The sequence below is a fragment of the Roseovarius sp. E0-M6 genome, from assembly GCF_037083845.1.
Classification (GTDB): domain Bacteria; phylum Pseudomonadota; class Alphaproteobacteria; order Rhodobacterales; family Rhodobacteraceae; genus Roseovarius.
The window spans coordinates 1-14,882 of the sequence record NZ_JBAPLA010000005.1 but is presented as its reverse complement, the minus strand read 5'-3'; the positions used below and the strand labels follow the sequence as shown (position 1 = coordinate 14,882).

The window sequence follows — 14,882 nt, the reverse complement described above, 5'->3', positions numbered from 1 at the left end:
TACGAAGCTTCAGCAAGAAATCAATTAGGCTAAGCAATATTATTCTATAATGATGTTTATTGTTTGTTTATATGTATTTAACCTCTCATTTCTGTGGATATCAGAACAATTCCGCGACGTAAGTAAGTTATTTGTTTTGTTATGCTAACTAATATTATAACTTGTGAAACGGCTCGCAAATCTGTAAATTACCACGGTAATCTGTTGCAGGAGAGCGTGTGGATCGGACTGACATTTCCCTCATCGCCCTGCGTCGAATCCTGCGGGCAACCGAGCTTTACGGGCGCACACTTGCGCAAACGGCCGGATTGACGCCTGTGCAGGTCCGGGTGCTGCAAATCGTGCTAAGCCGTGACAGCGTCACACCCAAGGAAATTGCGAAACAACTGGGCGTCAGCGCAGCCACCGTCTCGACCCTGCTCGACAGGCTCGTCGCCAAGTCGATGGTGGAGCGCCAACGCTCGGAGGTCGATCGGCGCCAGACCAACATCGTGCTGACTGAATCCGGACGGAACGCAATCGAGGGCGTGGGGGATCCGCTACAGCAGAAATATGTAGATGAATTTGAGGCGTTGGAAGATTGGGAGCAGGCGATGATCGTGGCCGCGCTGGAACGGGTGGTCTCCATGTTGAACGCATCGGCATTGGATGCCTCACCCCTTCTCGATATGGGTGAAATCCACCGGACCCAACCGCCGGACCTGCCGCTTCCCGATTGATCTCCGCAAGGCGCGCGCGCATCGAACCGAGGCCATTCTCGCCTCAAGCGGTGCGCGTTTGGCTGATGTCTCAGACCAAAGGCGAAACGCTTAAGGCGAGTGCCGTTTTCCGCTTCAGCGGTAATTGACAATACGAAGGCCGGGCTCCTGACACCGTATCAGAGACCCGGAAATCGGAAAAAAGTAGTGATCCGGCACCCGAGCCGACTGCCCGTCATTTGCTCAACAAGGACAACGTTCGCAGCAATTCCGCCTCATTGTAGGGCTTCGTTACCAAGAGCACATTCTGAAAAACTGGATCGTCTAGATACTTGTTGCCATATCCGCTGACGACGGTGAACGGAACGCTGATTTTCTGAAGCGCGGCGGCGATCGGGGCCGAGGATTCTCCGTTCAGGTTTAGATCAAGAACCGCAAACTCCGGGGGGTGCGACGCAACCGTGTCAAGGGCACGCTCCACATTCGGAACCGGGCCCACGACGTGGCAACCGCGCCCTTCGAGTAGTTCTTGCAAATCCAACGCGAGGAGCATCTCGTCCTCCACGATAAGGATACGGCGTCCTCGCAAGCTTTTGGTGAATGACTCATCGGCGATGCTCGGCACTCCTTATGCAACTGGAAAAACGATCCTTGCTGTTAAACCCGCAGGCTCGAAGAGAAGTTCCCCCGATCCCTCGATTTCGTAGTCGATGGCCTGTTTGATCAGTTTCGTGCCAAAGCCTTTCGGGATATCGGAACTTACCGGAGGTCCCTTGCGCTCCTGCCACTCCATGCGCACCTGCGTTCCCTGATCGTCGTGCTCCAGGGTCCACGTTACGCTCAACTTGCCGCCCGGAATGGAGAGGGAGCCGTATTTCGAGGCATTGGTAGCGAGTTCGTGGAGGATCAGCGCGAGGCCAAGACCCTGCTTTGGCGTCAGCAGGACGTTCGGCCCCTCGACCTTGAGGTCGCGGTCACCGATCTTGCCATAGGCCGCCAGCGTTGCCTCGACCAGAGCGCACAGTTCCGCAGACTGCCACTCCGTCTCGAGCAGTTGATCGTGGGCCCGAGCAAGGGCTTGGATTCGACCGATGAGCCGCTCGCGATACGCATCCACCGTCAGATCCGGAGCACTCGGCTGTCTGGCGAGCGCCTGCACCACTGCCAGCGTGTTCTTGACCCGGTGGCTCAGCTCACGGGTCAGCATGTCGCGATGTGCCTCTGCTTTCTTCCGCTCGCTCACGTCGCGAAACAGCACACCGACATAGTAGTCCTGCGGCGCCTCGACCGGGAACGCGTAAGCGTCGTAATAGCGATCGAGCGCCTCTGCCGGCGCCTCGAAGCGTTCTGGCGTGCCGGACTTCGCGATCCGCCCGAAGATCTCGAACCAATAATCCTCGTGCTCCGGTATCATCTCTCGTGCCGTCCGGCCCACAGCATCGGCAAGCCCGGTTTGCCGCTCGAAGGCGGCGTTCACCTCCAGGAATCGGTAGTCGACGGGACGTCCATTCTTGAAGATGACCTCGAACACGGCGAAGCCCTCGTCAATCGAGTCGAAAAGCGTCTGATAGCGCTGCTGACTCTCGATGAGTTCTTGCTCGGCCTTTCGTCTCGAGATGATGTCCAGGAAAGTCAGAACGACCCCGTCGATCCGGTCCTCGACGGTGCGGTATGGACGAAGCCGGACGATAAACCAACGCCCGTCGCGGCTCTGCAATTCAGTCTCGATCGGCGCCAGGTCGCGCAAGACGTGGCGCGCGTCCTCTTCAAGCCCGGCATAATCCAGCCGGCTGGTGAAGTCGGTAATGGTGCGTCCGACATCCATTTCGGTGATGTTGAAAAGTCCCTCCGTCGGCGGTGTGAACATCCTGATCCGGAGCTTCGTATCAAGGAACAGGGTGCCGATCTCTGTCGCAGAGATGAGGTTTTGCAGGTCGCTATGCGCCGTCGAGATGCCTTCGAGTTTGTTTTTCAACTCGGCATTCACCGCCTGCAACTCCTCGTTCATCGACTGGAGTTCTTCCTTGGAGGTTTCTAATTCCTCCGACGTGGAGCGATATTCCTCGTTGATCGATTGCAGTTCTTCATTCGCGGCCCGCAGATCTTCGATCGCCGACTCATGTTCGCTGCGGCTCGCGACGAGGGCTTCCCGCGCCGCCTTGAGTTCGGCATGCAACCGCCGCACCTCGTCGGTGCCGGCCTCCGGGGCATCGGTTTCGGCGTCTCCATTCGGCGCGACCGGCCCTGCGTCCAGAAAGACCACGAGAGCCTGCGGTGCCGCATCGGCCGACCCGGGAACCGGAGCGACCTGCATGGCAACGCGCGTGGCTTTGCCGTCAAAGAACACAGGCGTCGCGAGTGTCAGAGTCGGCTGCTTCTTCTCCAGCGCTTGGTCGAGCGCAACCTTGAGGTCGAGCCGCAGCTCAGGCCGAACGATGTCAGGAAGACTGCCAGAGAACGTTCCGCCCGAATGCAGGATGAACCGCCCGGCGCTAGGGGACAAATGCACGATATGCTTGTTCTCGTCCAGAAGTGCGCTAGGCGGCGCTGCCTGTTCAAGCGCTGCCGCGTGCGTATCGCCTGCCGTCCCGCCTTGGCCATGAGCCGCGGTTCGCCTTCGCTCTGGCACGGTCGGCAAGTGCCCTTGTGACGAATGAGGCAGGGCGGGCATGTGCCGGTGCGTCTGTGGCCGCGCGCAGTAAAGCCGCGACTCTCGATCCAATGATGCGAATTCTGAGGCTGCCGAGTCGGCTGTCTCGGCCGTGCCGAGGAAAAGATAGCCCTCAGGCTTCAGCGCATAGTGAAACAGCGAAAGTAACTGCCCCTGAAGCGAGCGTTCCACGTAGATCAGCAGATTGCGGCAGGTGATGAGGTCGAGCCGCAGGAACGGCGGATCGTTCAGGACGCTATGCGAGGCGAACAGCACCACTTCGCGCACATCCTTGCGGACGCGGTAATGGGTTTTCTCGTCGACGAAGAAACGACGCAGCCGCTCTTCTGACACGTCCGCCTCGATTGAGCGCGGATAGCGCCCCTCTCTCGCGGTTGCCAGCGCACCCTCGTCGAGATCACTTGCGAAAATTTGGATTGACGGGCGCACCTTGAGCCGCTCGGCCTCTTCAAGAAGCACGATAGCAAGACTGTAGGCCTCTTCGCCGGTGGCACAGCCGACAGACCAAATCCGGAGCCCCTCTTCGGTGGCATGCTCGAAAAGCGGCGGGAGCACCTTCGCCGCCAGCGCCTCGAAGGCCGGTTCGTCCCGGAAGAACTGCGTGACCGAAATCAGCAGATCGTTTAACAGTTCTTGGGCTTCTTCCGGCGTGCTACGCACCATTTCCCCATAATCCGCCAAGCTCGTGATCCGGCAGACCTGCATGCGCCGCAGCACCCGGCGCATCACGGTCGCCCGCTTGTAGCCGGAAAAGTCGTGCCCGGTGCGCGCCCGAAGGAAACTGACAATCCGACGCAGGTCGTTCGCCGCGCCATCTTCGTCGAGTGATCCAACGGCATGTTTGCTTCGCGAGACTTCCGCGATCCGCTCGGCAAGGCGGCTGATCGGCGCGACGAAGCTGACGACTCCGGTTGCGATCGCATTCTGCGGCATCGGCGGGAACTCGGCTTCCGCCGGATCCTGCGCGAAGACCACGCCACCAGCCTCCTGAATCGCACGCACGCCGGTCGAGCCGTCGGACCCGGACCCGGTAAGCACCACCGCAAGGCCGTCACCGCGCGCCGCGGCCACGGAGCGGAAGAACATGTCGATCGGCGCCCGGCGCCCCCGTGGTTCGGAAAACTCGCGCGCGGTCACGTTGTCACCTTCGATAACCAGTTCGCGGTCCGGCGGGATCACGTAGACGCAGTTAGGGTGAAGCTCCGGCGTGTCGTCGACTTGGTGGACCGGCATCTTCGTGCAAGCCGAGAGAATCTCGGCCATAGCGCTTGGGTGCTCTGGTGCAAGGTGGACGATCACAACATAGGCAAGACCAAGGTCATCGGGAAGCTGCCGGAAAAGGCTGCGAAGCGCATTTACCCCGCCTGCGGACGCTCCGATGGCGCAGAGCGGCACCTGCTGCTTGGACAGCAGATCAATGTCGGATTTTCCGGGCATGCTTTCTTCAGTCGTCGCGAAGCACAGGCCAGTCAATCACGATTCCGGTAGTGGGTCACTTTAAAATTCGTTTCTTGTAAGGGCCGCGCTTTTTCGGTGCAGGCTCGTTTGCATCTACAATAGCGACAAGATCGGCAATATCCCAAAGCCGATCTGTCAGACCGGCGTCCATCGCATCATCACCTCATATCTGTCAGAAAATGATGCGAAATGTAGTTTCGGGTGACTAGACCCCTTGACGGCATAATATGCTCATGTCACTTTCTAAGTTTGACAAAGTATATTTTGAGGGGGGGTAATATGTCCAAGTTAGAAATTCAAGATGCAGACCAGATCGAGAATGAGCTGAGAGATGTCGAGGCGATTGACCAAGCCACTGATCCCAAAGTGTCTGACAAACTTCTAGAAACGGTTTTTCAGCCTGTAATCGGCAGTGCGCAGCAAGTTTGCATACATCAGTCCCGGTCGATTACCTGCGGCTAGGTTCCGGTGTCGACACAGTTGGCGAAGCCAATGCTTCACCAGATTTTTTTTGTCGCTAGGAAGCTCGGACGTTCCTCACCGTATAGGGCTGCCTTTGCTCTTTTGTTGTCGATTGTAGAGCGAGGCTTTGGCGCGCTCGTACCGATCCTTTTTTCGCTCATCGTCGCCGAGTGGGAGGACGGTGCACCCAACATCATAGTTTTTGCGCTGTTTGCCTATTGTGGATCGACCGCGATCGCGGTTGCTTTGTCCGAATTCAAATTGCTGCATTTCCTGCCGTCGCTTCAGGCCGAGCAGCAAAAAATGGTGCTGGATGCAGTGAACGAACTGCATTTAGGGGCTGGTAATTTCAAGGCCTCCGAATCTACGCCCGAAGTGACACGCCTGATCAACCGCGCTTCGTGGAGTCTGGACAACTTTTGCAATATCGGTCTGTTCAACCTGTTTCCGTCACTAATTCAATTTGTTCTAGCGCTCCTGCTGCTGGCGCTGCTGCAAAATGTCACGATTTCGATTATCTTGGCGGTGACGATGGCGGCCTATCTAGTTTTTACCATGCGCTCGATCCGCAAACAAAAGACACTTTATGCCAAGCGGATAGAACATGATGGCATAATATTTGCCGATATAGGAGATAGTTTTCTAAATCATGAAACCGTTAGCAGCTACGATGGCGTAACAGAGGAAATTCGGCGCTTGCGCGGTGGCTATGCCAAATTGCTGGAGGCATGGCGCAAACAACAACAACAACTATCAAGCAGTAAATGGGTTCAATCTTTGATCATTCAGGCAGGGCTTTTGCTGGTACTTGGTACTTTGTACCTCATGCCCGCAAAGCACCCTGTTTCTGTTGCTGATCTGGTCATGGTAAACATGTATGTGATTCAGGTCTTTCTGCCACTTCAATCCATCGGCCTCCTGCTCGCCTCTTTTGCGCAGGCACTTACCGACATCAATAATCTGGAACGGCGCCTTTCGGAAGTGACGCAGAGATCAAGTGTCGCACCGGATGCGGGTGTGGTGATCCCCGAGGCGGGGACACTTGCGATCCGATCCTGTGATTTCAGGGATCATGAACAGCGCACCCTCGTGGCGGGCAAACTAGATATCCCGCTTGGCAACACGACATTGATCACCGGGGCTTCCGGTTCCGGAAAATCGTCGCTTCTGAGGGGACTGGCGGGGGCGTTGGGTGATCAGCGGTGCGAAATTGAGGTAGAGGGGCAGATGATAACGCTCGGGGAGCTTGCCCAAAACGTCCTCTACGTCGCTCAGTCCGCAGGCCTGTTCAACCAATCGATCGCTTACAACATCAGTTATCCAGATGTGGACCGCTCAAAGGAAGAACTGGCCAAGATCGTCGTGGCGGCAGGACTGGCGCCCGTGGTGGCTTCCAAGATGAACGGGCTGGACATGCAAGTGGGCGAACGCGGTCATAATTTGTCGGGCGGAGAGAGGCAGCGAGTCGCGATCGCACGCGCTCTGAATTCTCCGCGGCCGATCATGTTGTTCGATGAAGCTACATCAAGCTTGGATGCCGTCACTGAAGCTTTTGTTCTGGACAACATCATGCTCAAACTTAAAGGCCGGACGATCGTTTTCGCAAGTCACCGAGTTGAGTTGTTCAGGAAGGCCGATCATTTCCTGTATGTCGAGGATGGCGCGATCGTTGCGGCCGGAACGCATGAGGAACTGATGAAGCTTTGTCCCGGCTATGCCGAGATTTGGCGCACACGCGAAGAAGAACTTTCTAAGCGATGAAGCGAGTAGAGTTTGTTTCCCGGATCGCTTGCCGAAGCCTGACTTTGCAGGATCACTTGCTGCTCGATGGCCTGATTTTCAAAGACGATGCTTCTGCCCACGATATGGGACGCCAACGCGCAGCCCGATGGCAAGAAATCGTCACTCGTTCCGAGGCCGCAGCGATTTCCCGAAGGCTGCGCCTAACGGGGCAGGACCTGTCGTTCGAGCAGATCGCACTCAGGCTGCGACCGGTAGAGAAAGTTCCGAAGGCCCAGCAACCAGACTGGGCGAACAGGTGTTGGCGCATACTGTCCCAGATTTGCCGTCTAGGATACACCTTTGATCGGCACGAAACCGGCGATGTACCGTTCGGTCATTTGTTTGAAAAATTTGCCGTGTCTGAAACGCAAAGCCTGCTGAATGATCTGGAGCATGACCCCTGCATGCTTGGTCCCGACGCCGAATATGCGATTGCAAAAAATCTGTGCCTGACATTGAGTAACGATCTGTCGAAATGTTTGCAGCACGAATTTTCGCGGTTTCGGCTTGCGACCGTGCCAAGCCTAAAGAGGGCCGAAACTGACCAAGTTGCAGGAGTAGATCTTGGAACGGAGCTATATGAAAAATTCCTTGATGCGCTTCTGGACGGTAATATTTATGATCTGATGATCAAATTCGCAGCGGCGGCGCGCTTTGCAACGTTATCTGTCGACCACTGGAATCACAACATGCGCGAAATGCTTGCGCGGTTTGCGGCCGATCGTGCGGCGTTGAATAGCTTCGCGGGCTCTGGCACGGAGTACCTTCGCGTAGAGGCTTTGGAATTCGGTTTGGGAGATCCGCACAACAAAGGCCGGAGCGTCACCAAAGTCACCGTAAGCAATGACAGAATTTTTTATTACAAGCCGCGTGATATTTGCATGGAAGCGGAACTTTGCCAGCTAACCCAACCGCTGTGTACTAAGATGAAAAGCGGTGGTTCGCTTTTTCCAGCATCTTTGGTCCGCAATGGGTATGGGTGGGTCGCACATGCCAGCACCGACATTCCGGAGCTTGCCCCATATTATTTTGATGCCGGTTTTGTTTTGGCGGTGGCGTGGGCTTTAGGGGGAACGGATCTGCACGATGAAAATATCGTGATGTCAACCTCACCGGTTATCGTTGACGGTGAAATGTTTGCCTCGCCGATTCCGGAAAGCGTTTCTGGGGCTCCGATCTATCGAAAAAACATGACCGAGTTTAACACTGTCTTGCGCTCTGGATTGCTGCCGCGATGGGTGTCTTACGAAGATGGCAGTGATCTTCTTGTGAATGGGCTGGCGGGGGGTCGGCAACAATCGACCGGCATGAAACAGCAACGGTTTGTGGATGTGAACACCGATGATATGCGGCTTGTCATCGAAGACCTCGTCGTCTCGTCCCCAAATGTAGCGCAGGCGGCAAAGCACGAACCGTCGGTATATACGTCGCAGCTGATTGAGGGATTCGAGGCGTGTTGCAGTGCGCTGCGCACTCTGGTTGAAACACATGGGACGGACAGATTTGTTAGTGCGTTTGCAGGATGTACGGTACGGTTTCTCGTACGTGACACCAACATCTACGCCATTTTGCAGCAGCGTCTCAGGTTGCCTCGGTATCTGCTGACACTTCTAGATGCGGATATCGAACTCGAAGTGCTCAGTTCGACCTTTTTGGCGTCCAGGGAAACGGTTGAATTCTGGCCTCTGTGCGTGCACGAAAAGGAGGCGCTGCTTCGTGGCGACATACCCTATTTCACGACTTCAACAAATGCACATGGTTGGCATGCCGACAATAACTCTGTGCCCAGATTGTTCAGCAAGAGTGGAACCGATGTTATCCAAGAGAGACTGTGCGGTATGTCACCAGAAGGTGCGCACGCCCAAGTCGGCCTGATCCGCGCCTCGATGCACGCTGCAAAACCAATCCATGTTGATTCAGCTTGCCGTGACTTGGAATCATGCGCGTTGGAGATCGGATCAACTCTCGCGGCATTGGCGCTTGGAGAGGATACTCTGGACTGGGTTGCACCTCAGTCTTGCAAACGCACCGGCCTGTTTGAATTGGCGACTATAGGAAACGATCTGTACGACGGGCGCAGCGGTATCGCGGTCTTTCTGGCCGCGCTGTTTGCGGCGACGGGGCACCGGGAAAGCGGCCGTTTGGCACGGTGTATCTATGATCAGCTGCTGGTGGGTGTATCGTCCCGACTGCCGCTGCAACGTGATCGGGGTGGCTGCGTCGGGGCAGGGTCTATTGTATACGCCTTTCAGACTGGTGCGCGTTTGCTGAACACAGCGGAATATTACGATGCCGGCAGGCAATTGGCCGCAGAGCTAACATCGGTATCGGTCACTAATGATGCCGAAGTGGATTGGATTACCGGGCTGTCCGGCGAGGCGGCGGCTTTGCTGATCTACCCAGAGGTTTTGCATTCCGATTACCCATCTTCAGTTACCCGAGCGATTTCACGCGCGCTTAGCTCTGGTAAGGCGCGTCATCAAAGTGGGGCGGGGCATGGTTTGGCTGGGATTATCCTTGGATTGAATCGATTGCGACCCGTCTGTGCCGATGCGGATGCAGTGATGCGCACAGCCTGCAACGCGCTACGTGACACGTTTTGGCAACCAAAGATAGCTTCTTGGAACCCGGAGAAGCCGGATCGGTCAGAAACCCTACGCTCTGAAGTGCCTGAGGGCTGGGCGAGTGGCGATGCCGGGATCCTTACCATGCTGGCCGGACTAGATCTGCCCGAGATTTCTCTGGCTCTTGATGGTTTTGCAACCAGTCCTTTGCCGGAGTACGACACGCTTGCTGCGGGTGCAGGAGCCTCCATTGACATGTGGTTGCAAATGCAAAAGCCAGAGCAGGCCCGAAAAGTTGCCCAGTCTATGGTCCAGCGGGCTGGACCGTTGGAAAACTTCAGAACACCCGGTAACAAATTCCTAGCTCCGGGTCTTTTTGACGGGCTGGCGGGGATTGGCTACAGCCTTCTGCGCGCGGCTTACCCACTAGACCTGCCTTCGGTGCTGCGCTTGGAAGGGATGCATCAATGATGTCCTATAGCCCGGAAAAAATGCTGATTTCCGTGCATGTTCCAAAATGCGCGGGTACAAGCTTTGGCAACTGGCTGGCCGGTGCGTTTGGGGATCGCCTTCATTTGCATTACCCGAACAGTGGACCGCCCGAGCCAGTGACAACAGCGAATGTGCACTGTGTACATGGCCATTTTTTCCATCATCAGTGGGACATTTCTGCGGCGTGCTATTACCCTCAAGCGAAGCAGTTCATTACTGTCCTGAGGGATCCGGTGCAGATGATGATTTCCAGCTATTTTTATCAATGTAAGATGGGTGATGCGCCCTTTGCGACGTTAGATCGGTACATTGAGCATGTGTTAACTTGGCCGCGCCTCTTTCCCTATATTGGATTGCCTTTGACGTATGATGCTCGCCTTGATCGGGATCAGGTTGAAGCTAAATTCGTCTGGCTTGGGTGCGTTGAACGGCTGCCGCAGTCGCTTGATAATCTGGCGGTGGCGTTGAACCTGACCAGCGTTGGGTCAATGCCTCGCAAAAATGGGGCACCAAGGCTCGGCGTCATGTCGGATTTGACCCCTTGGCAATCTTCCTTTCGGGAAAAGTTCAGATGGGAATATGAACTCTACGATTTGGCTGAGAGCATGAATGCGGAAAGTGCAAGGAAGTGCAACTAGATCACCCCGAGATTGATGTCGATGCGATGTTATCGCTTTTGCAGCGCGATGGTGTCGTTACGCTGCCGGGGCTTTATACTTCCATTATTGACACTCTGGCGGAGCAGCATGTGCAGATTTTTAAACCGCTGCATCCGCTTGGAGCGACTGCAGTGTCGCATGATGGTGAATGCATCGTTCCGACAAGCCCCGTGGGCCTGAGGGCACATGGTTGCGATACATTGGCGATGGCTCTCAGCCCGCGGTGGTTTTCGGCGCTTGCGCAACGCTACTTTAATGCGTCCGCGCCCATACCGGTCTCCTTTGTATCTCTGGCATTGGACCACGAGAAACAAGACCCCACAGGGCCGGGCAATCACCATCCGCATTGGGATCCCAGTCTGTCGTTACGTCTGATGCTGTATATTTCGGATGTATCAAAAGAAACCGGGGCCATCGAGATCGTACGCGGCACGCATTATGCCAACCACCTTCAGCGTTTGAAGGAGTGGAAAGATAACCGGCCCTATGTCGAAAGACCTGAATGTGCGGGTCTCGGACAAGAGTTCGAAACGCTTGAGGCATCGGCAGGATCCGTCCTCGTATTCGATACATCCCTCACGCATCGCAGGGGATTACTGCAGCCGGGCACCCAGCGCAGGGTTGGATTTGGCCATATCCAATCCGATCTGGCGCAGCGTCAGTTGGCCGGGGTGCCATATCAGGACATACTGGCCGCGGACCTGCACCCGCATGGGAATGCGTATCGTCAGAAAAAGGCAAACCACGAATGAACACAATTGAAGAGCAATTTCGCTATCTCATTGATTGTATAGACTGGATGCCACCTAAGGACGCCAATCTATGTCGGTTTCATGGGACTTTCGAAACCGCGCAGTTTCTGGAAACACCCTGTCGCACGGGTGTCGATTTCGATGCTTTCAACTTCATGATGGGACGCCACAGTTTTTACCATTGCCGAACCCAGATGCCGAACCAGACAATAATCGGGCGGCACTGCTCGATAAACGCGCTGGCCCTGATTGGCGCTGTTTCCCATAATGTCGGTGATCTGACCACGGGCTGCCTGGATGTCGAAGCCGAGGCGCTTGATGAATTGCATGACAGGCAGATTTTCCGCTCTCCTTTGGCGATCACAACAATTGGTTGCGACGTTTGGGTGGGGGCAAACGCTGTCGTCTTGCAAGGATGCCATATCGGTCATGGCGCCTGCGTTGCGGCGGGGGCCATCGTGACACAATCGGTCAAGCCGTTTTCGATAGTGGCAGGGGTACCTGCCAGACATCTCAGGTATCGGTTCGACGAACCAACCCGAACCCGGTTGCTGCGCAGCCCATGGTGGCAGTTGCCACAGGATCTCTTGTCTACGTTGCCTCGTAAGGATGTTTCCGCGGCGCTGACGATTGCCGAATCTCACTTTGTGGATAAGGAATAGACATGTTGGACCTTGCGAAAATCCGCGCGCGTCTTTGCCACGAGATCCGGGCCGCAGAACTGCATCACGCACCCTTTCCCCATTTCTGGCTGGACAATGTATTCACATCCGCAGAGATGGAACAGATCGTTCAGGTCATTCGGGACGAGACGCATTTTCAAGATGTTGGATCGGGCATGAAAGTGCTTGAAATCTGGAAAGAGGCCGAAAACCTGAAACAGGTCTCCGCGCAGAGAGCGCATTTCTTGCGCGCGCTCAATTGCGATCTGTTTACCCAATCTATAGCCGAGTTAATTTTTCAACGATTTCGGCCCTCGTTGATGAAGAACTTTGAAACCGTCTTTGGTGCGGACGCAAAAGGGAAATTGGATGCTATCGCACTGTCAGATTGGGACCTGGCGGGCGCAATTAATATCCGCGCGCAGGGCAACCAACTGCCACCACACATAGATTGGCCGAACCGATTGGTTAGTGTAGTGTTGTATCTTGATCCTGACGGGGGTGCCGATGAAAGCTGGGGTACTAGGCTATTCGACGTCGACCGGGCCAATATTGTCGATCCTTGGTCAAATTTTGCCAAAGTCCCGGGCATTACTGAACCAGATATAAATATAGATTCCTATTCTCTTATCCCATTCAAACACGGTCGAATTGCTATTTTCCTGAACTCTCTGTGGTCCTATCACGGTGCCTTCATCACACCGACAAACAATGCAGCTCGGCGCTGGTGCATGGTTAAAGGGATCAACATGACACTTGAAAAGACAGAAGAAATATTCGCGCTGCCAAAGGAGCTGAGATTGTTCTAGATTGTGCTGCGGGCGTATCCTGAGTGTCACGTAGCCCTTAATTGGGTTTTGCCTCAATCTGTGAGGCTCAACTGTCCTGAAACTAGAAAATGCAGGAAGGATAGGAGTTATGGCCAAAAGTTGGTGACGGCGTGATCAGGTGGCGACTTGAAGTCGCTTGATTCTGTCCTTGAGTTCAATCCCTTCGATGATCTCGGGCATGCGGTTGGCACCATCGGGTTTGAGGCATTTTGTCTCGGCTGACATCATCAGCTTGAAGGCCATGGCGAGCTCGGTTTTGCGGCCGAAGCAGCCCTCGGTTTTACCAGTGCGGTGACGGGCAGTGGCGAAGGTGCTCTCGATCGGGTTTGATCTGCGGATATGTTTCCAATGGTCGGCCGGGAAGTCATAGAAACTTAGCAGCATCTCACGATCCTTGTTCAGCTTGGCGGCCGCCTTGTCGTATTTCACGCCGTAGGTCTCGAAGAAGAAATCGAAGGCAGCTTCGGCCTCAGCCCTGGTCTCGGCTTGCCAGATTTCGTGCAGGTGGCCTTTGGCCTTCGCCTGACTGGACTTCGGCATCGCGTTCAGCAAGTCTATGGTATTATGGCCCCAGCAACGCTGTTCCCTGGTTGTTGCAAATATCTCGCGCAGGGCTTTCCTGAACCCTTTCCTCCAGCATGATCCGCTTTCTATCATAGGAAAAAGCCAGTTGCTTGCCGACGTACCGGCTCTCGCGCCAGCACAGGACATCTGCCAGCCGATCCGGCTCGACGTTCAGCGCACGGTGCAGGTTGTCAGGTTTGGCCGGAGCTTCAGCAAACTTGGTGTTGTAGCATTCCTTAAAACCTTGCAGATAGGCGTTTCCAACCTCCATGTCAGAAATGCCCGCGAGACGTAGCTCCTTCACCAGCCGATCTTGCAGCGTGTGGTTGCACCCGTTCCAAACGATCTTTGCTTGGCTGCTGTTCGCACACAAAATCTCAATGTTCAGCTCATTCAAAGCGCGTCCAAACTGGGTGATGCGCGCACCACCTTGGCGTCTTCCTTATCCACGCGGAACACGGTGTGTTTGTCTCTGTAAAAGGCAGCGGGACGGCCATGCTTTTGCAGATAGCCCTAAAGCGCTTCGAAATAGCCGAATGTGCTCTCCGAATTTACAAACCGCAGTTCTATCAAGGTGCTGGTCGCGTCATTGACGAAAACGAGAAGGGTGAAGGTTGACCCGCGATCCTCGAACCAACGGATGATCCGATCCGGCGATCTGGATCATCTCGCCAAAAAACTCCCGGCGCAGTCTGGGCTGATGAAAGGTTCAGCCGCTTTTTGCGGGAAAACCAAAGACCATCGTCCTGCATCCATTTTCGCATCGTCTCGCGTGAGACTTTGCACCTGTGATGTTCAGCCAGCATTTCCGCCANGCGCTGATCTGTGATTCATCCTGTTTGGGAGGATGGATCATGTCAGCACCTTTGCCGGATGCGCTGCGGGCGCGGTTTCAGCAGTTGATTGAGGAAGGGTTAAGCGGGCGGGCGGCAGCGTTGCGCCTGAAACTTTCGCCGGCCACCGGGGCGCGTTGGGGGCTCGCGATCCGGCGGACGGGTCAGGCAAGGGCCGCGCCTCAGGGTCGGCCTTGCGGCAAGGGCAAGCTTGATCCGCATCGTTCCTTTTTGATTGAGCTGATAGATCAGGACGGCGACATGACCATGCCCGAACTGGCTGGAGCTTTGGTTGATGCAACCGGTGTGCAGGCGCACCCCGATGCGATTGGCCGGTTCCTCCGCAAACTCAAGCGTTTCGCCTTTAACCTGAGACATCAGCGAAAGGCGAAACGCGTGCAACGCCTGAATGTTGCGCTGCGTTTCGCGCAAATCTGTGATTCAGGTTTTTCGCG

9 protein-coding genes and 4 pseudogenes are annotated in these 14,882 nt (G+C 55.4%); 8 read left to right on the top strand and 5 right to left on the bottom strand.

Features of this window, described 5'->3' with window-relative positions:
• The first annotated feature begins 218 nt into the window (after nt 1-218).
• Complete coding sequence (locus tag V8359_RS13020; protein ID WP_336429386.1) at nt 219-719, top strand: MarR family winged helix-turn-helix transcriptional regulator; 501 nt, start codon at nt 219-221, stop codon at nt 717-719.
• 214 nt (nt 720-933) lie between these two features.
• Here V8359_RS13020 and V8359_RS13015 read toward each other — a convergent pair whose 3' ends face one another.
• From V8359_RS13015 to V8359_RS19340, 3 genes and pseudogenes are all read right to left on the bottom strand, one after another.
• On the bottom strand, nt 934-1,263 hold the full coding sequence (locus V8359_RS13015; protein WP_336429385.1) for a response regulator: 330 nt from the start codon (nt 1,261-1,263) through the stop codon (nt 934-936).
• 63 nt (nt 1,264-1,326) lie between these two features.
• On the bottom strand, nt 1,327-4,806 hold the full coding sequence (locus V8359_RS13010) for a chemotaxis protein CheB (protein ID WP_336429384.1): 3,480 nt from the start codon (nt 4,804-4,806) through the stop codon (nt 1,327-1,329).
• Between the two features lie 55 nt (nt 4,807-4,861).
• Nucleotides 4,862-4,981 (bottom strand): annotated as a pseudogene (locus V8359_RS19340) (IS1 family transposase); the annotation flags it as partial.
• Nucleotides 4,982-5,319: 338 nt separating this feature from the next.
• On the opposite strand from V8359_RS19340, the gene V8359_RS13005 reads away from it, so the two are divergent.
• From V8359_RS13005 to V8359_RS12980, 6 genes are read left to right on the top strand one after another with little or no spacing between them, the layout of a single operon-like run.
• Nucleotides 5,320-7,050: an ABC transporter ATP-binding protein gene (locus tag V8359_RS13005; RefSeq protein ID WP_336429383.1), complete on the top strand. Its 1,731-nt coding sequence runs from the start codon at nt 5,320-5,322 to the stop codon at nt 7,048-7,050.
• Nucleotides 7,047-10,106 (top strand): type 2 lanthipeptide synthetase LanM family protein, encoded by a 3,060-nt coding sequence (locus V8359_RS13000; RefSeq protein ID WP_336429382.1) that lies wholly within the window; start codon nt 7,047-7,049, stop codon nt 10,104-10,106. Before V8359_RS13005 ends, V8359_RS13000 begins: the two co-directional genes overlap by 4 nt.
• Nucleotides 10,103-10,765, top strand: coding sequence for a hypothetical protein (locus tag V8359_RS12995; RefSeq protein ID WP_336429381.1), 663 nt, complete (start codon nt 10,103-10,105; stop codon nt 10,763-10,765). Before V8359_RS13000 ends, V8359_RS12995 begins: the two co-directional genes overlap by 4 nt.
• Nucleotides 10,756-11,538: a phytanoyl-CoA dioxygenase family protein gene (locus V8359_RS12990; protein ID WP_336429380.1), complete on the top strand. Its 783-nt coding sequence runs from the start codon at nt 10,756-10,758 to the stop codon at nt 11,536-11,538. Before V8359_RS12995 ends, V8359_RS12990 begins: the two co-directional genes overlap by 10 nt.
• A complete protein-coding gene (locus V8359_RS12985; RefSeq protein WP_336429379.1) occupies nt 11,535-12,200 on the top strand; it encodes a CatB-related O-acetyltransferase in 666 nt (221 codons plus the stop codon). Before V8359_RS12990 ends, V8359_RS12985 begins: the two co-directional genes overlap by 4 nt.
• Nucleotides 12,201-12,202: 2 nt before the next feature.
• Nucleotides 12,203-13,009: a 2OG-Fe(II) oxygenase gene (locus V8359_RS12980; protein WP_336429378.1), complete on the top strand. Its 807-nt coding sequence runs from the start codon at nt 12,203-12,205 to the stop codon at nt 13,007-13,009.
• Nucleotides 13,010-13,144: 135 nt separating this feature from the next.
• On the opposite strand, the pseudogene V8359_RS12975 reads toward V8359_RS12980, so the two are convergent.
• Nucleotides 13,145-13,657: pseudogene (locus V8359_RS12975) on the bottom strand (transposase); the annotation flags it as partial.
• Nucleotide 13,658: 1 nt separating this feature from the next.
• Nucleotides 13,659-14,406: pseudogene (locus V8359_RS12970) on the bottom strand (ISNCY family transposase); the annotation flags it as partial.
• Between the two features lie 282 nt (nt 14,407-14,688).
• On the opposite strand from V8359_RS12970, the pseudogene V8359_RS12965 reads away from it, so the two are divergent.
• Nucleotides 14,689-14,882: pseudogene (locus tag V8359_RS12965) on the top strand (hypothetical protein); the annotation flags it as partial.